This is a genomic window from Streptomyces sp. NBC_00075, assembly GCF_045041225.1.
Classification (GTDB): Bacteria; Actinomycetota; Actinomycetes; order Streptomycetales; family Streptomycetaceae; genus Streptomyces; species Streptomyces adonidis.
In genome coordinates this window covers 2166837-2191615 of the sequence record NZ_CP108243.1, presented here as the reverse complement: position 1 = coordinate 2191615, position 24779 = coordinate 2166837, and the positions used below count along the sequence as shown (strand labels likewise).

Below are 24779 nucleotides of genomic sequence, written 5' to 3'. Positions count from 1 at the left end.
TGCGTGCACCATGTACACCAGGTGAATCGACGGCCCCGCTTGTGGAGGTGTGCCCTGTCGCCGCTCCTCCGCTACCCGTCCGTGGACGAGCTGGCCGACCGGGCCGCCGCACTCGTCGCCCGGCATCCCGCCGACGCCCGGCTGCGCACGGTAGGCACCTCACGCGGCGGTACGCCCCTGTGGCTGCTCTCCGTGGGGCACGGCGACCGCCAGGCCCTCGTCGTCGCCGGACCGCACGCCAACGAGCCCGTGGGCGGCGCGACCGCCCTCCGGCTGGCCGAGCGGGCCCTCGCCGACCCCGGACCGGCCCTCCGCGCGGACGCCACCTGGAACCTGCTGCTGTGCCTCGACCCCGACGGCTCGCGCCGCAACGAGGGCTGGCTCGGGGGCCCGTACACGCTCGGGCACTACTTCCGGAACTTCTTCCGGCCCGGCTTCCTGGAACAGCCCGAATGGCTGCCCGACGGCGCGGCCGGCGCCGCCCTGCCGGAGACCCGCGCACTCCTCGCCGTCCAGGACGAACTGCGGCCGTTCTTCCAGTGCTCGCTGCACGGCGTCGACGTCGGCGGCGCCTTCGTGGAACTCACCCGCGACCTGCCCGGCCTCCCGCAGCGCGTCGCGCAGACCGCGGCCCGGCTCGGCATACCGCGCGAACTCGGCTCGTTCGACACCCTGTACTGGCCCCGCCTGGGACCCGCCGTGCACCGGATACCGCCGCCGAGGCGCGGCGACCTGGCCGCCGCCATCACCGAGGCCGCCGTTGAGTCGACCTGGTTCCATCCGCACCGGCACGGCACCGTGACCGCGATCGTCGAGTCGCCCATGTGGGGCGTCGCCGCCGTGGAGGACGACAGCCCGCCCGCCGACGCCGACGCCGTGCTGCGCACCATCAGCCACACGCTGCGGCACGACACGCGGTATCTGGAGCTGGCCCTCGGACGCCTGAGACCCCACCTCGCGCGTGTGCCGGACGCGGACCGTCTCCTTGCCCCCGTGGACGACTACCTCCTGGTCTGCCCCGGCCTCGCCGACACCTGGGACCCCGACACGGACGGCGGCACCGCACGCCCCCTGCCCCCGCTCAGCACCGCCCACCTGGCGACCCTCCGCATCGCCGGGCGGAAGCTGGCCCTGCGCACGGCGGGGCTGCTGCACCAGCTGGCGGGCGCCGCCGGTCCGGGGGCCGCCGACGTCCGGTGCGCGCTCGACCGGCTGATCGACGAGTGGTGCGCCGACTACCGCGACGGCTGCGGGGCGCGCTGGATACCGGTCGCCCGTCAGGTGGAGTACCAGTCGCGGGTGGTGCTCGCCGCGTTCGAACTGGCGGGTCGCCACGCGCGCGTGGGCTCCCGTTCGGGTGACTCGGGCTGGGGCACGGAGTCCGCGGTGCCGATGCACAGGGAATGACCCACACGATCAACGCCGGCAACACGATCAGCCCCGTCCGGACCGACGGGACCGTCAGGACCGTGCGAGCGGTACGCGGTGCCCTGCTGGCCGTCGGTCTCCTCGTCGCGGGCTCGGCCCCCGCCCAGGCAGTCTCCCCGGGGAGCGCCGGCGACAACTGGCTCTACGTCACCGTCACCCGGGGCGAGTCGGGTTCCGGCGACACCCGCGGCACGCTGGTGCTGTGCGACCCGCCCCAGGGGCACGCGCAGGCGGCCAGGGCCTGTGCGGACCTCGCCGCCGCGGACGGCGACATCGGCGGCATCCCGCCGAAGAAGGTCATCTGCCCGATGCTCTACTCCCCGGTCACCGTCCACGCGCACGGGGAGTGGAACGGCCACCCGCGGGAGTACGACAGGACCTTCTCCAACGGCTGTGAACTGGGCGCGCGGACCGGGGCCGTGTTCGCCCTGTAGGTGCCCATCGGGGGCGCCCCGGCCGGGCGAACGGCAGGGAGAGAGGCGAACGGTTTCTCCTGGCTCCTCCAAGCGGACCCGGTGAAGTCGACTGCGGTCCGGCGACGCCGCCAAGGGGCGCGGGGAACTGCGCGACCAGCCGCGACGGCGCCGCAGTCGAAAGACAACCCGGCACGGCACATCCGGCGGAGCGCCTAGCTCCTCCGGGCGGCCCCCTCGCGCGCGTGCCGCGCCGCCGCCACCACCGTGCGGGCCTGGTGCTCGACCTGGTGCTCCAGGGGCACCCAGCGCGCGCGGAAGCGGTCCATGAAGGCCTCGCTCCAGACCGTGACCAGGTGTTCGAGGCGCGGTGCCGCGCGGTCGTCGGTCTCCCGCAGGACCCGCAGCAGCATCGCGGCGGCCCGCAGCGGCAGCCGGCGGCCGAACGCGTCCACGCTGCCGACGTACGCCATCGTCGTGTCGGCGGGCGGTGTGTGCGTCCAGTCGGCGGCCAGCCCCGGCACCAGCTCCAGCGCCCACTGGGCGGCCCGCAGCAGCGGCCCCTCGGCGCCCTTGAGCCGGGGCAGCGCGTCCGCGAGGACCCGTTCGACCTCCAGCCCGTCCCGCAGCAGCCGGCCCGCGAGCCGCCGTAACGCCGCCGCGGGCGCGGGGTGCGGGGCCGGGTCGTCCACCAGGTCGCTCGCCCACATCGGCACCTCGACGACCGCGGTCAGACCGCCGTACCGGTGGGCGTGGTACCAGGTGCTGTGCCGGGCGTCGTCCGGCATGCTCGGGTACGCCGCGTCCGAGCCCGGCGGCGGCATCACATGCACACCGGGCCCCGACGCGGGCCAGCCCGCCGCGTCCGAGGCGCCCGTCTCCACCGGGATGTGCAGCTGCGCCGCCGACTTGGCGAACGGCTCGGCGAGCCCGGGGACGTCCCTCGTCAGCTGCACCCAGCTGCCGCCGACGTCGGTGCCGTGCAGGGTGACCTGGAGGTAGGGCCGCAACTCGTCGATGACCCGGATCAGGGCGCGGGTCTCGGGCGGCAGCCGGTCGGGCGGCAGTACGGAGGGCGACCACTCCGGCTGCTCGGCCCCGGCGGGCCGGTAGAAGCCGAGGTGGTAGTCGAGCAGGCTGCGCGGCGCCGGGGTGACGTGCAGGCTGGCGCCGTCCGGGTCCGCGCACAGCAGGAAGTGCCAGGAGGTCGCCGTCCGCAGCTCGTGGTCGTACAGGGCCCGTTCGGCGAGGGCGAGGAGTGTGGAGCCGCCCGTGGGTTCGTTGGCGTGGGCGCCCGCGACGACGAGCACGGCGCGCCGTGCGTGGCCCACGGACAGCAGGTGCAGGGGCCGTCCCGCGCGGGAGGAGCCCACCTGCCTGAGGGCGCACAGGCCGGGCCGGTGAGCCGCCAGCGCCCGGGCGGACGAGACGAGTTCGTTCACACTGGGGTAGCGCAGCTCCGGCAGGAGACTCACCCCCGTCTGGTCCACCCTGCGTCGCAATCCGCAGTACCCCATGGCGTCCGAGGACTGTCAAGGAGGCGACGGGGGCGGCTCCAGGGGGCGCCAAGGAGTACTCACCGCCGGTGGTGAGGGGGAGTGCGGCCGAGGGAACGGCCGACGGGGACATCCGCCGTGCGGAACGGCACGCGTGGGCCCCGCCGGGAGCGTGTACGCGTGCAATCGACGGGGCGCCGAGGGAGCGACGCCGCTCACCACCATGCGCCGGTCACGCACTACGCGCTCCGGGAGTGCGCGCCGCCGTGAGCCGGGCGCCAGGGCGCTAAAAGGAGCGCGCGCAACGAGCCCGCGCCCCCGCTGTCACTCCTCGCCGACACGCTCCAGCAGCGCCACCGGCAGCCGCGAGAAAAGCTCCTCCACGCGCGCGTGCCCCGTGAACTCCCCCTCCGGAGCCAGCAGATCGGTCCACCGGCCCGGCGGCAACGGCAGCCGCGTGTCCTGCCAGCCGCCCGTGTCCGCCAGCCGCAGGGACAGCCGGGTGACCGCTGTGACCACCTCCCCGGAGCGCGCGAACGACGCACAGTGCGCCGCCGCCGGGCCCTCCGCGACGAGCGGCGTGTACGTCGCCGTGTCGCCGAACACCGCAGGCCGCCGCGCGCGCAGTCGCAGCGCGGCAGCCGTCAACTCGGCCTTCTCGCCGGGGTCCTCCGGAGGGAATCGGGCAGGGCGGCGGTTGTCGGGATCGACCAGCGCCCGGTACTCGCTCTCCGTGCCTTGATAGAGGTCCGGCACCCCCGGCATCGTCAGATGGACCAGGGCCGCCCCCAGGACGTTCGCCCGGACATACGGCTCCAGGGCGCTCCGCAGCGCGGCCACGACCTCACCGGGCGCCCCGCACGGGCCCGTCGCCACGAAGGCCGCCACAGCCTCCTCGTACGCCGGTTCCTGCTCCGTCCAGGCGGTGTGCAGGCCCGCCTCCCGGACGTGCTTCAGCAGGGCGCCCTGGAGCCTCTCAGGGGCCGCCGGGCCCAGCCCGAAGGCCGTCTGCCAGGCCGCCCACGCCAACTGGGCGTCGGGCACGCCCTCGCCGGTGCGCGTGACCTCCGCCAGGACGTCGGCCCAGCGCTGCGGGCACTCGGTCAGGACGGCCAGCGCCGCGCGTACGTCGGCGCTGCGCTTCGTGTCGTGCGTCGACAGCACCGTCCCCGTGGCCGGCCAGTCGCGCTGCACGCGCGCGCAGTAGGCGTGGAAGTCCTCCGGGGACACCGCGGGACTGCCCGGACCGCCGCCGACCTCGGTCGCCGACAGCAGCGGCACATAGCGGTAGAACGCCGTGTCCTCCACGGACTTGGCCCGCAGCGCCGACGCCGTCTGCGCGAACCGGTTCCGGAACTCGACGTGGTCGGGCCCGTCCCCGTACCGACCGAGCAGCAGATTCCGTACGACGTCCACCGCCCCGCCCTCCTCCGGGACGGCGAACGCCCGCCGGGCCTCCTCGGCGGCCTCCTCGGTGACCAGGGAGGCCGCGTCCCCGGGGGTGTAGGGGCGGTAGACCTCCAGGCGGACCAGCAGTTCGCGCAGCGCGGTGCGCAGGGCCCAGGGCGCGCGGTCGCGCAGGGCGAGATCCGGGGACGTGGCGCAGATACGGTTCGCCACGCGGGTCAGCCGGTCCACCTCGGTGGCCAGCTCGTGCGTCACCACCTTGTACGCGGCCCGCCGGACCGTCGTCTCCCAGTGCCCGCCCCGGTCGGCCTGAGGGGCCGCGAACCGCCGGTACTGGCCGAGGAGTTCACCCACCCCGGCCGGGTCCGTGAACAGGCCGTCCACGTGCCGCAGGGCGTCGTACCCGGTGGTCCCCGCGACCGGCCAGCCCGCCGGCAGCCGCTCCCCGTCGGCCAGGATCTTCTCGACCACCGTCCAGCGGCCCCCGCTCGCCTCGTGCAGCCGCCGCAGATACCCGCCCGGGTCCGCGAGACCGTCCGGATGGTCGACCCGCAGCCCCTCCACCACTCCGTCGTCGAGCAGCTCCAGCAGCTTCCCGTGGGTCGCCGCGAACACCCCGGGGTCCTCGACCCGCACCCCGATCAGCTCCGAGATGCTGAAGAAGCGCCGGTAGTTGAGTTCGGTGCGGGCCAGCCGCCACCACACCGGGCGGTACCACTGGGCGTCGAGGAGCTGCGGCAGCGGCAGCTCCTCGGTGCCCTCGCGCAGGGGGAGGACATGGTCGTAGTAGCGCAGGACAGGACCGTCGTACCCGAGGTGCGCGTCCTCCCAGTGCCCGACCTTCAGCTGGTCCCGCTCCGCGCCGAGCGGCGCCCCGAGCACCGGCAGCAGCATCCGGCCGTCCTGTGCCTCCCAGTCGATGTCGAACCACCGCGCGTACGGCGAATCGGGTCCCTCCCGGAGCACCTCCCACAGGGGGCGGTTGTGGCGCGGGGACATGGCCATGTGGTTGGGCACGATGTCGGCGACCAGCCCGAGACCGTGCTCCCGCGCGGTGCGCGCCAGTGCGCGCAGGCCATCCTCGCCGCCGAGTTCACCGCGCACGCGCGCGGGGTCCACGATGTCGTAGCCGTGCGTCGAACCCGGGACGGCCTCCAGGAACGGCGACAGATGCAGATGCGAGACGCCGAGCGAGGCCAGGTAGGGCACGGCGGCCGCCGCGGCACCGAACGGGAACGCGGGCTGGAGTTGCAGCCGGTAGGTGGCCGTGGGCACGACCGGGTCAGGGCGCTCAGGTGTCATGGGAACCTACGTACCCGCCCCGAGGCCTTTCGTGTCATCGCCACGGCTACGCGGGTCGTTGCAGCACCGTCAGACTGCGGTCCGTCAGGGTGAGCCGGTCGCCCGCCTCCACCTTCGCGCCCGTGCCCGGGGGCACGCCCTCCGGGCGGGCCGTGTCGATCACGACCTGCCAGCGGCGGCCGTGGTTGACCGGCACCACGAACTCCAGCGTCTTCGGCGAGGCGTTGAACATCAGCAGGAACGAGTCGTCGGTGATGCGCTCACCGCGCGCACCGGGTTCGGAGATCGCGTTGCCGTTGAGGAACACGCTCATCGCGCCCGCCTGCGACGAGTCCCAGTCGCTCTGGACCATCTCCTCGCCCGCCGGAGTGAACCAGGCGATGTCCGACAGGTCGTCGTGGGTGCCCTCCACAGGGCGGCCGTGGAAGAAGCGGCGCCTGCGGAAGACCGGGTGGTCCTTGCGCAGCCACACCATCGCGCGCGTGAAGTCCAGCAGATCGCCGACGCCGGATTCGCCGTCCTCGTCGCCGGGCCACGGCACCCAGGAGACCTCGTTGTCCTGGCAGTACGCGTTGTTGTTGCCGCCCTGGGTGCGGGCGAACTCGTCCCCGTGGCTGATCATGGGCACACCCTGGGACAGCATCAGGGTCGCGATGAAGTTCCGCAGCTGGCGCCCCCGCAGAGCGAGGACGTCGGGGTCGTCGGTCTCGCCCTCCGCGCCGCAGTTCCAGGACCGGTTGTGGCTCTCGCCGTCCCGGTTGTCCTCGCCGTTGGCCAGGTTCCGCTTCTCGTTGTACGACACCAGGTCGCCCAGGGTGAAACCGTCGTGGCAGGTCACGAAGTTGATCGAGGCCAGCGGACGGCGGCCGTCGTCCTGGTAGAGGTCCGAGGAGCCCGTCAGCCGGGACGCGAACTCCGCGAGCGTGCGCGGCTCGCCCCGCCACATGTCCCGTACGGTGTCGCGGTACATGCCGTTCCACTCGGTCCACAGCGGCGGGAAGTTGCCCACCTGGTAGCCGCCCTCGCCCACGTCCCACGGCTCGGCGATCAGCTTCACCTGGGACACCACCGGGTCCTGCTGGACCAGGTCGAAGAACGACGACAGCCGGTCCACCTCGTGGAACTGCCGGGCCAGGGTGGCCGCGAGGTCGAAGCGGAAGCCGTCGACGTGCATCTCGGTGACCCAGTAGCGCAGCGAGTCCATGATCATCTGGAGCACGTGCGGGGACCTCATGAGCAGCGAGTTCCCGGTGCCCGTCGTGTCCATGTAGTAGCGCTGGTCCTCGGCGAGCCGGTAGTACTGCGCGTTGTCGATGCCCCGGAAGGACAGCGTCGGGCCCAGGTGGTTGCCTTCCGCGGTGTGGTTGTAGACCACGTCCAGGATGACCTCGATGCCGGCCTCGTGCAGCGCCCGTACCGCCGACTTGAACTCCAGGACCTGCTGGCCGCGGTCGCCCCAGGAGGCGTACGCGTTGTGCGGGGCGAAGAAGCCGATCGTGTTGTAGCCCCAGTAGTTGTTCAGGCCCATGTCCACCAGCCGGTGGTCGTTCACGAACTGGTGGACCGGCATCAGCTCCAGGGCCGTGACGCCGAGTTTGGTCAGGTGTTCGATGATCGCCGGGTGGGCGAGCGCCGCGTACGTCCCGCGCAGCTCCTCCGGCAGCGCCGGGTGGCGCATCGTCAGGCCCTTCACATGGGCCTCGTAGATCACCGTGTGGTGGTACTCGGTGCGCGGGCGCCGGTCGTCGCCCCAGTCGAAGTACGGGTTGACCACGACCGACGACATCGTGTGCGGCGCCGAGTCGAGGTCGTTGCGCCGCTCGGGTGAGCCGAAGTGGTAGCCGTAGACCTCCTCGCCCCAGGTGACCGCCCCGCTGATCGCCTTCGCGTACGGGTCGAGCAGCAGCTTCGCCGAGTTGGTCCGCTGGCCGCGCTCGGGCGCGTACGGGCCGTGCATACGGAGGCCGTACCGCTGACCCGGCATCACCCCGGGCAGATACGCGTGCCGGACGAACGCGTCGCTCTCCCGGAGCTCCACCGCCGTCTCCGAGCCGTCGTCGTGCAGCAGACACAACTCGACCCGGTCGGCGGCCTCCGAGAAGACCGCGAAGTTGGTGCCGGCGCCGTCGTACGTGGCACCGAGTGGGTACGCCTCTCCTGGCCAGACCTGCATGCACCCGACTCTTTCAGTTGTGGTTCGCCGCTGGGTCGACTCCGCTCCGAGTCTCCCCGAAAGTGATGGAACCACCTACGACTTACGTCCCTCTTACCGGTCGACCAGTGCGTACCCGCATACACGGGTATGTCAAAACTTTTCGTTCTTTACATACTCCCGGGGCTGTGAGGGGGAGTAAGGGGACTACGTGCGCAAGATCGTGCGTCGCCACCTGGGCAAGGTGGTGGCGGGTACGGGGATCGCGGTGGCCGGTACGGCCCTGATGGTCGCGGTGACACTGCCGGGATCGGCGGGGGCCGACGAATCGGGAGGTACGGGCACCGCGGGGAGTACGACGAGTACGGGCGGAAGCGCGGGAGGGTCCGCGCAGCAGCAGGCCGCGGTGCCACCCGCTGTCGTGGAACAGGCGCCCGTCGAGGGCGAGCAGGGCAAGGGCCGTGATCCGCTGACCGACGGCGAGATGGCGAAGGTCGAGCGGATCGCCCTGAACCGGCAGCTGCGCGACTCCAGCGAGAACGTCGAGGGGCAGCGCGGCCCGCAGCGGATCGGCATCGACCTCGCCGACCCCGAGGCCGCCGAGGTGGACGACCCGAACGCGCCCCGGCGCGCGGACGTGTCGTACTACGACTACAAGGACGACACCCTGGTCACCACGACCGTCAACCTGGAGACGGGCAAGGTCGAGCGGACCGGCACCCAGCACGGCGTACAGCCGCCGCTGAGCCGCACCGAGACGGCCGAGGCGACACAGCTGCTGATAGCCGACGCGCTGGGCGCGGGCCTGAAGGCCGACTACAAGGACGCCACCGGCAAGGAACTCACCTCGCCGGACCAGCTCCTCGTCAGCAGCATGATCTACCGGGCCGTTCCGGGTGCCCAGCCCGCCGTGCTCGACTCCTGCGGCGACCACCGCTGTGTGCGGCTCTTCCCGAAGGTGAAGAACGGGCCGTGGATCGACGCCCGTTCGCTCGTCGTCGACCTGAGCGCCCGCAAGGTGGCCGAGCTCGGCTGACCCGGGGGCTCTTCTTTCCCTCCCCTCTCTCTTCTCTCACCCTTTTCAGCTCTCTCCTCCTTGGGAGTCTCTTCGTCATGCGCGAAAAGTCGTTGCTCGTAGGCCTCTCCGTGGTCGCGCTGGCCGCCGGCCTCACCACGGCGGCGGGGCCGGCCGCCGCCCAGCCGAAGGCCGCGCCCGTGCCGCCCGCCGAGTGCAGTGCGCCGTACCGGATCGAGCAGAAGCTCACCACCGGCACCACCTGGCGGATGTGCTGGCGCTACGAGAGCGAGGCCGGGCTCGTCCTGGAGAACGTCTCGTACCAGCCTCCGGGCCAGTCCCCGATCAAGGTCCTCAACTCGGCGAAGCTCGCCCAGATACACGTCCCCTACGACGACGGGAAGGCCGAGTACAGCGACCTCACCCAGGCGGGCTTCGGCCAGGGACTGATGAACATGGCGCCCGGTGAGTGCCCCGGCGGCACCATCAAGACGGTCAAGGTGCCCGAGCCCTGGTTCCCGGACCAGGCGAACGTCAAGGGCCTGTGCACCACGACCCGTTCACGCGGCCACGCCTACCGGATGCAGGGCGACACCGCGAACAAGGTCTGGCAGACCCAGGGCAAGGACCTGCTCGTCTACACGGTCAACCAGGTCGGCTGGTACGAATACATCACCGAGTGGCGCTTCCAGGACGACGGCACGGTCAACATGAACGTCGGCGCCACCGGCAGTCTCGCGCCCGAGGACTACGACGCGGGCGACGGCCGCGGCTGGCCCATCGGCAAGGGCGCCAAGGCGTACGCCACCAGCCATAGCCACAACGTCTTCTGGCGGCTCGACTTCGGCCTCGACGGCTCCTCCAAGGGCAAGGTCGAGCAGTACGACTCCGTGGTCAGCCCGCCCGCCAACGGCGACGAGGGACCCACGAACAAAACGACCCGCACCCAGGTCAAGAAGGAACTCGCGGGCGACGCCAAGAACATGCGCTGGTGGCGGGTGGTCAGCGCGACCGGCAAGAACAAGGACGGCCACGCGCGGTCGTACGAGATCGTCCCCGCCGCCACCACCAAGTACCCGGGCCGCAGCTTCACCCGGCACGACATCTACTTCACCGAGTACAACAAGTGTGAGCAGTTCGCCAGCGACAACCTGCCCAACTGCGGTGCCGGCGCCAAGAAGTCCGTCGACGGATGGGTCAACGGACAGACCCTCACCCACCCGTTGGTCTGGGTGAACGTGGGCTTCCACCACATAGCCCGCGACGAGGACCAGCAGCCCATGCCCGTCCACTGGCAGGGCTTCTCCATCGCCCCGCGCGATGTCACGGCTATGAATCCGCTCACTCCCGCCGCCCTCGCCGACCAGAACGGGCATGTCGAAAGCGGTAGTTGAGAAACGACCTGTCCATCGGGCTGCACCGTCGACCGCTCCCGGAGTACCCTTCCTTGATCGTTGGCCCAGACCGGCCACGGGGAGAAGCTCGGGGGAGCGGAAGGCGGTGCGCGGGTGGGCTCGGGAGGGCTGGAGTTGCCCCCTGGTGACGAGGGTCACGAGGGGAACTCCACAGAGGTCCCGCCCGGCGCGGTGTCCCTGGCACGGCCGATGGAGACGGGTTCCATTGGACCGGAACTGGACTGGGACGCCGACGCCTGGCGCGAGGTGCGTACGCGCGCCCAGCGGGCCGGCCGGGCCTACATCTGGCTGAACCTGGTCGAACAGCGACTGCGCGCGGTCGTGGCCGCCGTCCTGCGCCCCATCTACGAACCCGTCCACGGCGACGAGTGGGTGGTCGCCGCCGCCGGACCGGCCGGCCAGGAATGGGTGCAGCGGGCGGTGGCGGTACGGGAAGTCAGCCGCCGCAAGGGCTACTTGCTGGACCCGGCCGACGACAACGTCCTGAGCTTCCTGACCCTCCCCCAGCTGCGCGAGCTGATGGTGCAGCACTGGCCGTGCTTCGAGCCGTACGTCGACGAGCGCCGCGACGTCGAACTGGCCCTGGACGAGCTGGAGGTGACGCGCAACGTCGTCTCCCGCAACCGGGCCCTGTCCGAGGCCGTCCTCAACCAGGCCGAACGGGCCTCCGGCAAGCTCCTGGAGACCCTCGGCGCGGGCGGCGACGTCCCCTCCGCGCGCAGGCTGCCGGTGGACGCGGTCGAGGACCTGGTGGGCGACCGGTACGGGGACGTGGTCGCCGTGCACACCGACCGGGTGCGGCTGATGCGCCAGTTCCCGGCCGAGGACATCTTCGGCGGTGCGCGCCGCCTCGACGCCATCGGCATCGGCCTCAACCTGCTCGTGCAGAACTTCTCCGGGCGGCGGCTGGTACGGCTGGCGGAGTCGGGCTGCCGCACGAGACTGCTGTTCCTGAACCCCGCGTCCAGCGCGGTGAAGCGGCGCGAACGGGAACTCGGCATCAAGCGGGGCGAGTTGAGCCGCGCCGTGGAGATGAACATCCTGCACATGCGCCGGGTGCGGTCGAAGCTGCGCGACCCCGGCGCCTTCGAGATCCAGGTCTTCGACGAGACGCCCCGCTTCACGGCCTACCTCGTCGACGGGGACGGCTCGGACGGGGTCGCGATCGTGCAGACGTATCTGCGCCGGACGCGGGGGATGGAGGCGCCGGTGCTGGTGCTGCGCGGCGGCAGCAGGGTGGTCAAGTCGGACGAGTCGGAGGAGATCGGCATCTTCCCGACGTACCGCGAGGAGTTCGAGGTGGCCTGGGCGGATTCGCGGCCGGTGTCCTGATCTGGCCGGCCTGTGCGGCTCCGGTAAGCGGAATGCGGTCCTCTGATTGTCAGTGGCTCATGGGATCGTGGAGACCACTGGGGGAAAGCACCACCAAGAAGGGGGGCCAGGCATGGGCTGGCACCATGAGCTGCTGATCGGCTTCGACCTGGAGACGACCGGGACGGACCCGACCGAGGCACGCATCGTCACCGCCGCGGTGATCGAGGTGAGGGGCGGTGAGCCGCTCGGCCGCCGTGAATGGCTGGCGGATCCGGGTGTGGAGATTCCGGCGGACGCGGTGGCCGTGCACGGCATCACCAACGAGCGCGCGACCGGTGAGGGGCGGCCCGCCGACCAGGTGGCGGACGCGGTCGCGGATGTGCTGACCGGGTACTGGAAGACGGGCGTGCCGGTGGTCGCCTACAACGCGAACTTCGACCTCACCCTGCTCTCCGCGGAGCTGCGGCGGCATGGTCTGCCGTCCCTGCGGGAGCGGCTGGGCGGGCTGGATCCGGCTCCGGTGATCGACCCGTACACGATCGACCGGTCCGTGGACCGCTATCGGCGTGGCAAGCGGAACCTCGAAGCGGTGTGCACGGAGTACGGGGTCGCACTGGACGCCGCCCATGACGCGTCCGCGGACGCGTTGGCCGCGGCGCGGTTGGCGGGTGCGATAGCCGAGCGGTATCCCAAGGTCGCGGGGTTGGGGGCGGTGGAGCTGCATCGGCGTCAGATCGAGTGGTATGCGGAATGGGCGGCGGATTTTCAGGGGTTTCTGCGGCGCAAGGGGGAGGCGGACGCGGTGGTGGACGGGAGTTGGCCTGTGCGGGAGGTTGGGGCGGGGGTCTGAGGCGCGTGCGGCGGGGCATGCTTTCCTCGCCCCCGCCGCCCCTACCCGTCCCATCCTTCTGGGGGCTGCGCCCCCAGACCCCCGCTGTCGGCCTGAACGGCCTCGTCCTCAAACGCCGGACGGGCTGGGTGGTGCCGGCCGTCGCTGGGGAGGGCGGGGGCGGGTGGGTGGGAAGGTCGCGCTGAACGCGCTCGTCCTCAAACGCCGGACGGGCTGAAAAACCTAGCCCCTCCGGCGTTTGAGGAGCGGGGGTTCGGGGGCAGCGCCCCCGAGGATGGGAACGGGTAGGGGCGGCGGGGGCGAGACTCTCTGGGGTGCCCGGCGGGCGCGGTGGGCGCGTTCCACCGACTGGCCCCAGTACGTGCCCGTCACCATCAGCGTCGCCCCCAGCGCCGTCAGCACCGTCAAGTGCTCGCCCCCCAACGCGATCCCGATCGCAGCCGCCCAGATCGGTTCCGTCCCCAGCAGCAGGCTGGCCCGGCTCGCCGACGTCCGCTGCACGGCCCACGTCTGGGCCAGGAACGCGAACACACTACAGAACAGGGCGAGATAGACCAGCTGTATCCAGGTCCCGGCGTCGGCGTGGGTGAGAGTCGGCAGGGAGGGCGCGGCTGCCGGGAGGAACACGACCGTGCCGATGACGGTCTGGAGTGTCGTCAGGTGGAGAGGCCGGATCGGCCGGCCTGTCGTGAGGCGGCCGACCAACGCCACATGGACCGCCCGCACCAGCGCCGCGCCCAGCATCAGCAGATCCCCGAGCCGCGGCGCGTGAAAGCCGTTGCCGGACATGAGCAGACCGACGGCCAGGACACAGACACCGGCGGCGGCGTAGAAGGCCGGGGGCAGCCCGCCGGGGTGTCCGGCGCGGTCGAGGAGAGGGGTGAGCACAATGGTCAGGCTGATGATCAGACCCGCGTTGGCGGCGGTCGTGTGGGCGACACCGTACGTCTCCACGACCAGGACGGCAGCCTGGGTGAGGCCCAGCGGCAGCCCGGCCCGCACCTCCTCCCGGGTCCACAGGCGAAACCCCTGGCCCTGTTTCCGCCCCGCGGCGACCAGACCGAGACAGGCGAGCGCGGAGAAGGCGTACCGGACGAACAGGACGACGAGGACGGGCAGGGCGGAGGTGGCCGTCTGGGCGGACAGATAGCTGGAGCCCCAGACGAGCGCTACAAGGAGGAGTACCGCATCGGTACGGCGGGAGTCGGACACGCGACTACGGTGCACTGTCGGTGACCCTGAAGCCCAGGGCCACCTTCTTCAACGATCTTTTAGTTTCCCTACACAGTCTGCCTACACTGGTCCCGTGGACGAACGACAGCTGCGGATCCTGCGCGAACTCGGTGAGCTGGGCAGCGTCACCGCGGTCGCCGACGCGCTTCTCGTCACACCCTCGGCGATCTCGCAGCAACTGCGGCTGCTCCAGCGAGCCATCCCGGTCCCGCTCACCGAGCGACAGGGCCGTCGGCTGGTGCTGACCGACGCCGGACAGGCGCTGGCGGGCGCGGCGACCGAGGTGGAGTCGGCACTGGCGCGGGCCCGGCACACCGTCGAGGAGTTCCTGGACCGGCCGGACGGGGAGGTGTCCGTGGCGGCGTTCCACAGCGCGGGCGCCGCGTTCTTCCCGCTGCTGCTGCGCGCCCTCGCCGGACCGGACGGTCCTGTGCTGGCGCTGGCCGACAAGGACGTCACGCAGGACGACTTCCCGCCGCTGACCAGGGAGTACGACATCGTCCTCGCCCACCGCCTCGACCACGCCCCGCCCTGGCCGCGCACGGTCGCGGCGACCCCGCTGCTGCGCGAACCCCTCGACGTGGCCATGCCCGCCGACCACCCACTCGCCGCCAAACGACGCCTGACCCCGACCGACGTCGCCGACGAGCCCTGGATCGCCGTACACGACGGCTTCCCGATCATGGCAACGATCGAGGCCATCGCTACAGCAGCGGGCCGTCGCCCCCACCTCGCCCACCGCATCAACGACTTCACGGTCGCCGCAGAGGCAGTAGCCGCCGGCGGAGGCCTCGCCCTCATGCCCCGCTGGACCTCCGGCCCTCACCCCGCCCTGATCCTCAAACCCCTCACCGGAGTCGAGTCCAGACGCAGAATCGACGCCCTCCACCGCCCAGAACGAACGGCCAGAAAGGCTGTAAGAACGGTACTGAAGGCACTGGGCAAGGCAGCACAGACAATCAGGGCCGAGGAGTAACGCGCCCCAAAGGGGCGCGGGGAACTGCGCGACCAGCCACCAACAACCCGCACCCGCCCGACAACAACAACCCCCCACCCCCCTAGGCGCTCAGAACGAATACCACCGCACAGTCGAATCCCCCTCCCTCAACGACTCCACCCGCCGCACGAACTCCCCCAACGCCCGAGGATTGACCGGCGCATGCTGCGCCACCCACGCACAACTCGCCGTCTCCCGCGCCCCCCGCAACACCCCACACCCCTCCCACTCCCGCACATCCCACCCGTACGCCTCCGTGAACGCCTCGTACGACGAGGTCGGCAGCCCGTATCGGTCGTGCGAGAGAGCCATGACCACCAGATCGTGCTCGCGCAGATCGGCGGAGAACGTCTCCAGGTCGACCAGCACCGGCCCGTCGGGCCCGATGTGCACATTGCGCGGCAACGCGTCACCGTGGATCGGGCCGCGCGGAAGCCGCGGGGCCAGCGCGGCGGCGGCCGTCGCGAAACCGTCGCGCCGCTCACGCAGATACGCCGCGTCGGCCGGATCGATCGCGTCGCCCGCGAGCCGCAGCCAGCGTTCGACGCCGCCCAGGAGGTCACGGGGCGGGAGGGTGAAGGTGGCGGGGAGCGGCAGGGCGTGCACGATCCGTAGGAGTTCGGCCAAATCCGCCGGTTCGGCGGGGCGTACGGGATCGGGCAGCCGGTGCCACACCGTCACCGGGTGACCCTCGACGAGGAGCGGCTTCGGGTCGGCCGCGCGGACCGCCGGGACGTCCGCCTCGGCGAGCCAGAGCGCGATGTCCAGCTCCCGCCGGGCGCGGTCGAGGAGTTCGGCGTCGCGGCCCACCTTGACGACCAGGTCACCGGCGGCGAACACCGCGTTCTCGCCCAGCGCGAGAAGCCGTACGTCCGGTGCCGTGGCAGGCAGTACGCCCGCCGTGGCCAGTACGTCCCGGGCTCGTGCCTCGTCCATGGTCCGCCTCCCGCGCGATGTCCCGTCGATGCCTGTGTACGTATGTGAACGGCGTCAGGTTCACGCCATCCGCCGGTCAGTGTCGCATTCGCACTGGTGGGGGCGTGTGCGCAGTGCCTTGACTGTGTACATCGGCTTCACGACCATGACGGAGCCCACTCCCGGGGGCCATCTCGGGCGACCGAAGGAGCCGACCACGTGACACTGGTGACCGGGGTGAGGCGGCCGGCCAAGCGCACGACCCGCGCCGGACCGGGCGGTGGCGGGCGGATCACCGGCCACGGTGCCTGGTTCCTCGTCCTGCCCGCGCTGATCCCGATTCTGGTGCTCAGCGTGGGACCGCTGCTGTACGGGATCTTGCTCGCGTTCACCGATGCCCAGTCCGGCCGGACCGCGTCCACCCGGTGGATCGGCACGCTCAACTTCCAGGATCTGCTGCACGACTCACTCTTCTGGGAGTCGTTCCGGATCGGGCTGGTCTGGGCGGTCGGGGTGACCGTGCCGCAGTTCCTGCTCGCCCTCGGCCTCGCCCTTCTCCTCAACCAGGAGTTACGGCTGCGCTGGCTGGCCCGCGCCCTCGCGATCATCCCGTGGGCGATGCCCGAGGTCGTCGTCGGCATCATGTGGCGACTTGTCTACAACCCGGACGCCGGTGTCCTCAACGAGACGCTGCGCGACCTGGGCCTGGGCGACGGCCGCGACTGGCTCAGCGGCCTCGGGACCGCGCTGCCCGCCGTGATCGTCGTAGGCGTCTGGGCGGGGATGCCGCAGACGACGGTCGCCCTGCTCGCGGGCCTCCAGAACACCCCGCACGAACTCCACGAGGCCGCCGCGATCGACGGCGCCGGCACCTGGCGCCGCTTCCGGACGGTCACCTGGCCCGCGCTCAGACCGATCGCGCTCGCCATCACCGCCCTCAACCTCATCTGGAACTTCAACTCCTTCGCCCTGGTCTACGTCCTGACCAACGGCGGCCCCGGCGGACGTACCCGCCTGCCGATGCTCTTCGCCTACGAAGAGGCCTTCCGCTACGGCCAGTTCGGCTACGCGGCGGCGATGGGCTGTGTGATGGTCGCGCTGATCTCCGTCCTGCTCGCCGTGTTCCTCGTCGGCCGGCTGCGGGGAGGTGAGGAGAGGTGAGGACGAGCACCAGCGCCCGCATCGGCCAGTACGCGGCCCTCCTCGCGTATCTCGCCTTCCTCGCCCTCCCGTTCCTCTGGCTCCTGTCCACCGCCTTCAAGTCCCCACGAGAACTGGGCAGTCTGCATCCCACCTGGATCCCGAGGAACCCGACCCTCGACAACTTCCGCCAGGCCTTCGACGAACAGCCCCTGCTGCACGCCGCGTTGAACTCCCTGCTCGCGGCGGCCTCGGCCGCGCTGATCGCCGTACTGATCGCGACCCCGATGGCGTACGTCATGGCCAGGCATCGCACGCTGCTCGGGCGGGCGGCGACCGGGTGGGTGGTGGTCAGCCAGGCGTTCCCGTTCGTGCTGGTGATCATCCCGCTGTTCCTGGTACTCAAGAACCTGCGGCTGATCGACTCCGTCTTCGGGCTGGTGATGGTGTACGTGGTGTGGGCGCTGCCGTTCGCGCTGTGGATGCTCGTCGGGTATGTACGGGCCGTACCGCCCGAGTTGGAGGAGGCGGCGGCCGTCGACGGCGCCGGACGGCTGCGCACGCTCGTCTCCGTCACGGCGCCGCTGCTCGCGCCGGGGATCGTGGCCACGGCACTGTTCGCGTTCATCACCGCCTGGAACGAGTTCTTCTTCGCGCTCGTCCTCCTGAAGACCCCGGAGAAACAGACCCTGCCGGTCGTCCTCACGCACTTCATCGGCGCGGAGGGCGTGGCGGACCTGGGCCCGCTGGCCGCCGCCGCGTTCCTGGCGACGCTGCCCTCACTGGTCGTCTTCGCGATCATCCAGCGCCGGATCACGGGCGGGATGACGGCCGGGGCGGTGAAGGCCTGATGCGCGCGCGATGGCTCCTCGTCGTCCTCGGTCTGCTGCTCGCCGGTTGCACCGGCGGCGGTGGCACGGCCACGGACGGCACGATCACCCTCCGCTTCCAGTCCCTCGCCTGGCAGGACGAGTCAGTCGCCGCCAACAAGGCGCTGGTGAAGGAGTGGAACGCCACCCATCCGGACGTCAAGGTCGAGTACGTACAGGGGAGTTGGGACAGCGTCCACGACCAGCTGCTCACCTCCTTCGAGGGCGGCGAGGCCCCCGACATCATCCACGACGCCTCGGACGACCTCGCGGACTTCGCATACGGCGGCTACCTCGCCGATCTGCGCGAACTGCTGCCCGAGCGGCTCAAGTCCGACATCCCGCAGCGCAGTTGGGACACGACGACCTTCGGGGACGGCATCTACGGCGTGCCGTTCCTCCAGGAGCCGCGCGTGTTGATCGCCAACGCCAAGTGGCTGCGGGAGGCGGGCGTACGGATCCCGACCCCCGAACAGCCGTGGAGCTGGGCGGAGTTCAGGCGGATCACCCGACAACTCGGCGACGGCGACGGCAAGTACGGCGTCGCCTGGCCGCTCAAGGAGCCCGTCTCCGCCACCCTGAACCTGTCACTGTCGGCGGGCGGGCAGCTCTTCCACCGGGGCGCCGACGGCAAGGTGACGATCCGGTTCGAGGCGGCGGACGAGACCGTACCGCGCACCATCCACGACCAGGCCAACACCGACCACAGCGCCTCGCCGACCACCCTCGGCAGCGGCGGCTCCGACACCCTGCCCGGGTTCTTCGGCGGACGGTATGCCATGGTCCCGCTCGGCTTCTCCTACCGGCAGCAGATCGCGCAGCAGGCTCCGAAGGGCTTCGAGTGGCAGGTGCTGCCCGCCCCGGCGGGCGCCGACGGACTCACCCAGGGCGTCAGCCCGCAGACCCTCTCCATCGCCGAGGACACCCAACACCCGCGCGAGGCGGCCGAGTTCATCGACTTCATGCTGCGCCCCGAGAACATGGTCCGTCTTGCTTCGGGCGACTGGATGCTTCCCACCGGCGCCGAGGCACTGAAGTCCCCGTCCCTGCGGACGGAGAAGGACGGCTGGGCCACCGGTACCGCCCTCGCCGGCCACCTCCGCTCGGCGCCCGCCCAGTCCGTACGGGGCTACCCGGAGTGGAAGGACAAGGTCGCGACGCCCGCGTTCCAGGAGTACTACAGCGGGGCGATCGACCTCGCCGAACTGCGGAAACGGCTGGAGAAGGACGGGAATCTGGTGCTGGCCCGCTATCAGCGGTGAGTGGCCGTCGGTGAGGGCTTCGAATCAAGTTGCACGAGACGTATCGTCTCGCTTACGGTCGAGAACATGACCACCTCCCGCATGACCACCTCCCGCGCGACCACCTTCCGCGCGACCGGCACCCGCACGACCCCCGCCCACATCGCCATGTTCTCCATCGCCGCCCACGGCCACGTGAACCCCAGCATCGAGGTCATCCGCGAGCTGGTCGCCCGAGGACACCGCGTCACATACGCGATCCCGCCCGCCTTCGCCGACAAGGTGGCCGAGACGGGAGCCCGGCCCGTGCTCTACACCTCGACGCTGCCGGGCCCCGACGACGACCCGGCGGCCTGGGGCACCACCCTCCTCGACAACGTCGAGCCCTTCCTCGCCGACGCCATCCAGGCGTTGCCGCAGCTCATCAAGGCGTACGAGGGGGATACGCCCGATCTCGTCCTGCACGACATCACCTCCTACCCGGCCCGCGTCCTAGCCCACCGCTGGGGCGTGCCCGCCGTCTCCCTCTCGCCGAACCTCGTCGCCTGGGACGGGTACGAGGAGGAGGTCGCCGAGCCGATGTGGGCGGAGCCCCGGCAGACCGAGCGCGGCCGGGCCTACTACGCGCGCTTCGAGGGCTGGCTGAAGGAGAACGGGATCAGCCAGCACCCCGACCCCTTCGCCGGCCGCCCCGCCCGCTCCCTCGTCCTGATCCCCAAGGTCTTGCAGCCGAACGCCGACCGGGTCGACGAACGCGTCCACTCCTTCGTCGGCGCCTGTCAGGGCGACCGCTCCGCGCAGGGGGACTGGCAGCGGCCCGCCGACGCCGAGAAGGTGGTCCTCGTGTCGCTCGGGTCTGCCTTCACCAAGCAGCCTGAGTTCTACCGGGAGTGCGTACGGGCCTTCGGCGACCTGCCGGGGTGGCACCTCGTCCTCCAGGTCGGCAGGCATGTCGACGCGGGCGAGCTGGGCCCCGTACCGGCCAATGTCGAAGTGCGGTCCTGGGTGCCGCAGTTGGCGGTCCTGCGGCAGGCCGACCTGTTCGTCACGCATGCCGGGGCCGGCGGCAGTCAGGAGGGGCTGGCCACCGCCACGCCGATGATCGCCGTACCGCAGGCCGTCGACCAGTTCGGCAACGCGGACATGTTGGAGGGGCTCGGAGTCGCCCGGCATCTCCCCATGGAGAAGGCGACCGCCCAGGCGCTGCGCGCGGCAGCCCTCGCCCTCGTCGACGATCCCGAAGTCGCCAGGCGGCTCAAGGAAGTTCAGGCCGGGATGGCCAGGGAAGGTGGCACCCGGCGGGCCGCCGACCTGATCGAGGCCGAGCTGTCCGGCGTATGACGTGAAGAGGGCCCGTTGGCTCCCCGGTGACCAACGGGCCCTCTCTGGAAGGGAACTGGCGATGGATCAGACGCTGATCCGCTCGCCGCCCTCCACCCTCGGCGTGACCGCCTCGGGAGACTCGTCGTGCGTCAGGTCGGGCAGCCGGTTCAGCCACTTCGGGAAGTACCAGTTGCGCTCGCCGAGCAGTGCCATCACCGCGGGCAGCAGCACACCCCGGATGATCGTCGCGTCGATGAGCACCGCGGCCGCGAGGCCCACGCCCATCTGCTTCATGGACTGCATGGACAGGGTGCCGAAGATGGCGAAGACCGCGACCATGATGACGGCGGCGCTGGTGACGACCCCGGCCGTGGTGACCACGCCGTGCTGGATCGCGTCCTTCGTCGTACGGCCCCGCAGCCGCGCCTCGCGGATACGGGAGACGACGAACACGTGGTAGTCCATCGACAGGCCGAACAGGATCACGAAGAGGAACAGCGGCAGCCAGGTGATGATGGCGCCCACACCCTCCGCGCCCACCAGCCCCGCGCCCCAGCCGTGCTGGAAGACGGCGACCAGGATGCCGTAAGCCGCCCCGACCGAGAGGAGGTTGAGCACGATCGACGTGATCGCGATCGTCAGGGAGCGGAACGACAGGAGCATCAGCAGGAAGGCGAACACGACGACGAAGGCGAAGACCGGGGCGACCGCGCCGGCCAGCTGGTCGTTGAAGTCCTTCGAGCCCGCGACCTGTCCGGTGATCGGCGCCTGGACGCCGTCGACCTTGCCGAGGGTAGCCGGGCGTACCTCGTCGCGCAGCTTGTCCAGGCTTTCGCCGGCCTTGTCCAGGTCGGAGCCGCCGACCAGCGGGACGTACACGAAGGCGATGTTCTCGGCGTCGTGCAGCTTGATGTCCACCGGGCCGCGCGAGGCACCCGAACTGATCGCCCGCTCACGGAAGTCGGCGAGCGCGGACTTCACGTCGGCCGCGTTGATGTCCTTCGCCTTGACGATCACCTCGGCGGGGTCGGAGCCGCCGGGGAACGCGTCGTTGACGCGGTTGTAGGTGCCGACGATCGGCAGCGAGTCGCCGAACTCCTGGTCCAGGGTGAGGTTCTGGGTCTTCATGCCGAGCGCGGGCGCGGTGATGGCGAGCAGCGCACCGGCCGCGACGACCAGCGCGATGGCGGGCTTGGCGAGGACGACCTTCAACACGGCCGTCCAGAACCGGCTCTCCCCGCCACCCTTGCCATTTCCGTTCTTGCGCCGCTTGTCCGGGTGCAGGAACGGGATCCGGCCCTTCTCGACCCGCCTGCCGAGCAGCGACAGCAGCGCCGGAAGGACCGTCACCGAACCGACCATGGCGACCGCCACGACCATCAGCGAGGCCAGGCCCATCGCCTCGAACGTGGCGAGCCCGGTGAACAGCATGCCCGCCATGGCCACGCACACCGTGACACCGGAGACGATGATCGCGCGGCCACTGGTCGCCGCGGCGATCTGGAGCGCGACCTCCGGCGTACGGCCCGCGGCCCGCTCCTCGCGCTCCCGGCGCAGATAGAACAGGCAGTAGTCGACACCGACGGCGAGACCGACGAGCAGCATCACGGAGCTGGCCGTGTCGTCCATCGGCTGGAGGTGGCTGACGAGGCCCATCAGGCCCATCGTCGCGACGATCGCGGTGATCGCCAGCGCCACCGGCAGCAGCGCCGCGACCACCGCGCCGAACGCGATCAGCAGAATGCCGAGGGCCACCGGCACGGCGGAGTACTCGGCCTTCTTGAAGTCGTCACCGAAGGCGTCGTCGAACGTCTTGTTCATACTGGCGCCGCCGATCTCCTCGATCCGCAGCTCCGAGTGGTCCTTCTGGACGTTCGCGACGGCGTTCAGCACCGGCTCGACCCGGTCGCCCGCCGTCTCGGCGTCGCCCCGCATGTCGAACTGGACGAGCGCGCTGCGTCCGTCCTTCGAGAGGGTGTCCGTGTCGTACGGCGACTGCACGTCCGTGACCCGGCCGGTGCCGTCGACCGCCTTCATGACGTCGGCGACGGCGGCCCGGAACGCGGGGTCCGTGGCCTTGAGGCTCCCGTCCTTCGCCTGGATGAGGACGGTCTCACTGGACGGCTCGTCGATCCCGGCATCCTCGACGATCTTGGCAGCCGTGTGGGTCTCGCCCCCCAGCTGGTCGCTCTCCTTGACCTCGACACTGCCTGCCGCCGAGCCGAGCCCCATCGCCAGGACGACGAACAGCACCCAGATCCCGACGGCCGCCCAGCGATGCTTGGCGCTCCAGCCGCCGGCCCGGGCGGCTATGCCCCGTACCCGCGTTTCTCCGTTCCCCATGACGGGCTTGCCCCCTCGTAAGCGGCGACAGCCCCCTGCCATCACCTTTAGTCCGAAGGTATGGGCCGGATAAGAGCGTCTCGTCGTGCTCCCCGGTGAGGTGCGCCCGGCGAAAGTCCTCCCGTCGGATGCCGGTGTCTCCCCACTGGGTAGGACACCGGTCCCCTACATCTAAAAGACGATCTCGGGGTGATGCATCAGGGGCGCGGTGACCCGGCGACTGTCAGTGGGCCGTCCTATGGTGAGCGGATGACGACAGGTGAGCAGGCGACGAAGACCTACGCGGCGCTGCTGCGCGGCATCAACGTGGGCGGCAACAAGAAGGTCCCCATGGCCGAGCTGCGCACCCTCCTGGAGGGCCTCGGGTACGACGGCGTGGGCACCTACCTCCAGAGCGGCAACGCCGTGTTCGCCACCGGCCACGGGGACGAGGAGTCCCTCGCCGGGGAGATCGCGGGGGCCATCGAGAAGCACTTCGGATTCACCGTCGACGTGATCGTGCGCGACCACGTCCACCTGCTGTCGGTCAGGGACAACTGCCCCTTCCCGGCAGCCGAGTTGGAAGCAAAGCAACTCCACGTCACCTACTTCTCCACCCCCGTCGACGAGACCCGCTTCGCGGAGATCGACCAACCCGCCCACCTCCCTGAGGAGTTCCGCCTCGGCGACCGCGTGCTGTACCTGTACGCCCCCGACGGCCTCGGCCGCTCCAAGCTCGCCGAGCAGCTCGCCAAACCCCGCTTTCTGAAGGGTCTGATCGCGACCACCCGCAACTGGAACACGGTGGTCAAGCTGGTGGAACTGACCGAGGCTGACTGACCTGGGTTCTCTGCTGGCAAGCTGATCGGTATGCGCTACATCATCATCGGGACAGGGGCGGTCGGCGGTGCCATCGGCGGGCGGCTGGCCGGGGCGGGGCACGAGGTGGTCCTCGTCGCCCGGGGCGCGCAGTACGAGGCGCTGCGCGTGCACGGGCTGCGCCTGGTGACCCCGGACGGGCAGCACACGTACCGCCTGCCGACCGTCGACGGACCCGCCGGACTCGGGGAGTTGCGCGCCGACGACGTACTCGTCCTCGCCGTGAAGACGCAGGACAGCGAAGGCGCCCTCGCGGCCTGGGGGCCGGCGCCCGTCGCCGGTGGCGGTACGGCGGTCGAGCGGCTGCCGCTGCTCTGCGCGCAGAACGGTGTGGAGGGCCCGCGCCTCGCGCTGCGCCGCTTCCGGCATGTCTACGGGGTCTGCGTCTGGCTCCCCGCGACCTACGTGGAACCCGGCGTCGTCTCCGCCGCAGGCGCCCCGCTCACCGGCATCCTGCACCTGGGCCGGTACCCGCACGGCACGGACGACACCCTCCGCCGGATCGCCGCCGACCTGGAGAAGACGGCGTTCGAGGCACCCGTCGTCGCGGACGTCACTCGGTGGCTGTACGCCAAGCTGCTCACCAACCTCGGCAACGCCGTCCGGGCGCTCAGTGGCGCCGCGGACAGCGCGGAGAGCGAACGCCTGCGCCAACGGGTGTACGCCGAGGGCGGGTCGGTGCTCGCGGCGGCCGGGATCCCGTACACGAGCGCCGAGGAGGAGAAGGCGAGGCGCGGAGACAGGATCACCCTGCGGCCGCTCCCCGGCGTCGAGGCCGGCGGCGGCTCCACCTGGCAGTCCCTGGCCCGGGGCACCGGCACGATCGAGACCGACTACCTCAACGGCGAGATCGTGTTCCTGGGCCGGCTGCACGGCGTACCGACTCCGCTGAACGAGCTGCTGCAACGGCTGGCCGACACATTCGCCCGGGAGCGGCGGCCGGCGGGTTCGCTGCCGTCGGCGGAACTCGTACGACTGGCGGACGAGGCCGTAGCGTCCGTGCGAGAGCCCGCGGCCGGTCGTCCCTAGCGCGAGACCGGACGTCGGCGGCCGGGGAGGGGCCACCCC

General features: G+C 71.1%; 18 protein-coding genes and 1 pseudogene. 13 read left to right on the top strand and 6 right to left on the bottom strand.

The window, feature by feature from the left end:
* The first annotated feature begins 81 nt into the window (after nt 1-81).
* A complete protein-coding gene (locus OG787_RS09385; RefSeq protein WP_405534887.1) occupies nt 82-1407 on the top strand; it encodes a M14 family zinc carboxypeptidase in 1326 nt (441 codons plus the stop codon).
* Nucleotides 1404-1862 carry an SSI family serine proteinase inhibitor gene (locus OG787_RS09380; RefSeq protein WP_405534886.1) on the top strand — a complete coding sequence of 153 codons (459 nt, stop codon included), beginning with the start codon at nt 1404-1406 and terminating at the stop codon, nt 1860-1862. Before OG787_RS09385 ends, OG787_RS09380 begins: the two co-directional genes overlap by 4 nt.
* 194 nt (nt 1863-2056) lie before the next feature.
* On the opposite strand, the gene OG787_RS09375 is transcribed toward OG787_RS09380, so the two are convergent.
* From OG787_RS09375 to glgX, 3 genes are all read right to left on the bottom strand, one after another.
* Nucleotides 2057-3316 (bottom strand): M14 family zinc carboxypeptidase, encoded by a 1260-nt coding sequence (locus tag OG787_RS09375; protein ID WP_369037629.1) that lies wholly within the window; start codon nt 3314-3316, stop codon nt 2057-2059.
* A 345-nt stretch (nt 3317-3661) separates the two neighbouring features.
* Nucleotides 3662-6046: a malto-oligosyltrehalose synthase gene (gene treY / locus OG787_RS09370; protein WP_405534885.1), complete on the bottom strand. Its 2385-nt coding sequence runs from the start codon at nt 6044-6046 to the stop codon at nt 3662-3664.
* Nucleotides 6047-6092: 46 nt separating this feature from the next.
* Nucleotides 6093-8219 carry a glycogen debranching protein GlgX gene (gene glgX, locus OG787_RS09365; protein ID WP_405534884.1) on the bottom strand — a complete coding sequence of 709 codons (2127 nt, stop codon included), beginning with the start codon at nt 8217-8219 and terminating at the stop codon, nt 6093-6095.
* A 190-nt stretch (nt 8220-8409) separates the two neighbouring features.
* Between glgX and OG787_RS09360 the strand changes: the two genes are divergently transcribed.
* The 4 genes from OG787_RS09360 to OG787_RS09345 all read left to right on the top strand — a co-directional run bounded on the left by OG787_RS09360 (nt 8410) and on the right by OG787_RS09345 (nt 12792).
* Complete coding sequence (locus OG787_RS09360; protein WP_369037632.1) at nt 8410-9234, top strand: Tat pathway signal sequence domain protein; 825 nt, start codon at nt 8410-8412, stop codon at nt 9232-9234.
* Between the two features lie 77 nt (nt 9235-9311).
* A complete protein-coding gene (locus OG787_RS09355) occupies nt 9312-10607 on the top strand; it encodes a copper amine oxidase (protein WP_369037633.1) in 1296 nt (431 codons plus the stop codon).
* Nucleotides 10608-10721: 114 nt separating this feature from the next.
* The gene (locus OG787_RS09350; RefSeq protein WP_369037636.1) at nt 10722-11960 is read left to right on the top strand and encodes an SAV2148 family HEPN domain-containing protein; all 1239 of its coding nucleotides are present in this window, start codon (nt 10722-10724) and stop codon (nt 11958-11960) included.
* 112 nt (nt 11961-12072) lie between these two features.
* A complete protein-coding gene (locus tag OG787_RS09345) occupies nt 12073-12792 on the top strand; it encodes a 3'-5' exonuclease (RefSeq protein WP_405534883.1) in 720 nt (239 codons plus the stop codon).
* A gap of 222 nt (nt 12793-13014) precedes the next feature.
* On the opposite strand, the gene OG787_RS09340 is transcribed toward OG787_RS09345, so the two are convergent.
* Nucleotides 13015-14004 (bottom strand): DMT family transporter, encoded by a 990-nt coding sequence (locus OG787_RS09340; RefSeq protein ID WP_405534882.1) that lies wholly within the window; start codon nt 14002-14004, stop codon nt 13015-13017.
* Between the two features lie 94 nt (nt 14005-14098).
* On the opposite strand from OG787_RS09340, the gene OG787_RS09335 reads away from it, so the two are divergent.
* Nucleotides 14099-15001, top strand: a complete 903-nt coding sequence (locus tag OG787_RS09335; protein WP_405534881.1) for a LysR family transcriptional regulator — start codon at nt 14099-14101, stop codon at nt 14999-15001.
* A 90-nt stretch (nt 15002-15091) separates the two neighbouring features.
* On the opposite strand, the gene OG787_RS09330 is transcribed toward OG787_RS09335, so the two are convergent.
* Nucleotides 15092-15958, bottom strand: coding sequence for a phosphotransferase enzyme family protein (locus OG787_RS09330; protein ID WP_405534879.1), 867 nt, complete (start codon nt 15956-15958; stop codon nt 15092-15094).
* A 198-nt stretch (nt 15959-16156) separates the two neighbouring features.
* Between OG787_RS09330 and OG787_RS09325 the strand changes: the two genes are divergently transcribed.
* From OG787_RS09325 to mgt, 4 genes and pseudogenes are all read left to right on the top strand, one after another.
* Nucleotides 16157-17098, top strand: a complete 942-nt coding sequence (locus tag OG787_RS09325; protein ID WP_405534877.1) for a carbohydrate ABC transporter permease — start codon at nt 16157-16159, stop codon at nt 17096-17098.
* Nucleotides 17095-17928 carry a carbohydrate ABC transporter permease gene (locus tag OG787_RS09320; RefSeq protein WP_369036686.1) on the top strand — a complete coding sequence of 278 codons (834 nt, stop codon included), beginning with the start codon at nt 17095-17097 and terminating at the stop codon, nt 17926-17928. Before OG787_RS09325 ends, OG787_RS09320 begins: the two co-directional genes overlap by 4 nt.
* Nucleotides 17928-19208 (top strand): ABC transporter substrate-binding protein, encoded by a 1281-nt coding sequence (locus tag OG787_RS09315; protein WP_405534876.1) that lies wholly within the window; start codon nt 17928-17930, stop codon nt 19206-19208. Before OG787_RS09320 ends, OG787_RS09315 begins: the two co-directional genes overlap by 1 nt.
* A gap of 23 nt (nt 19209-19231) precedes the next feature.
* Nucleotides 19232-20528 (top strand): annotated as a pseudogene (mgt, locus tag OG787_RS09310) (macrolide-inactivating glycosyltransferase).
* A gap of 66 nt (nt 20529-20594) precedes the next feature.
* On the opposite strand, the gene OG787_RS09305 reads toward mgt, so the two are convergent.
* Complete coding sequence (locus OG787_RS09305) at nt 20595-22853, bottom strand: MMPL family transporter (RefSeq protein ID WP_405534875.1); 2259 nt, start codon at nt 22851-22853, stop codon at nt 20595-20597.
* A gap of 249 nt (nt 22854-23102) precedes the next feature.
* On the opposite strand from OG787_RS09305, the gene OG787_RS09300 reads away from it, so the two are divergent.
* Both OG787_RS09300 and OG787_RS09295 read left to right on the top strand, forming a co-directional pair.
* Nucleotides 23103-23672, top strand: coding sequence for a DUF1697 domain-containing protein (locus tag OG787_RS09300; protein WP_405534874.1), 570 nt, complete (start codon nt 23103-23105; stop codon nt 23670-23672).
* A 30-nt stretch (nt 23673-23702) separates the two neighbouring features.
* Complete coding sequence (locus tag OG787_RS09295; RefSeq protein ID WP_405534873.1) at nt 23703-24740, top strand: ketopantoate reductase family protein; 1038 nt, start codon at nt 23703-23705, stop codon at nt 24738-24740.
* The last annotated feature ends 39 nt before the right edge of the window (nt 24741-24779 follow it).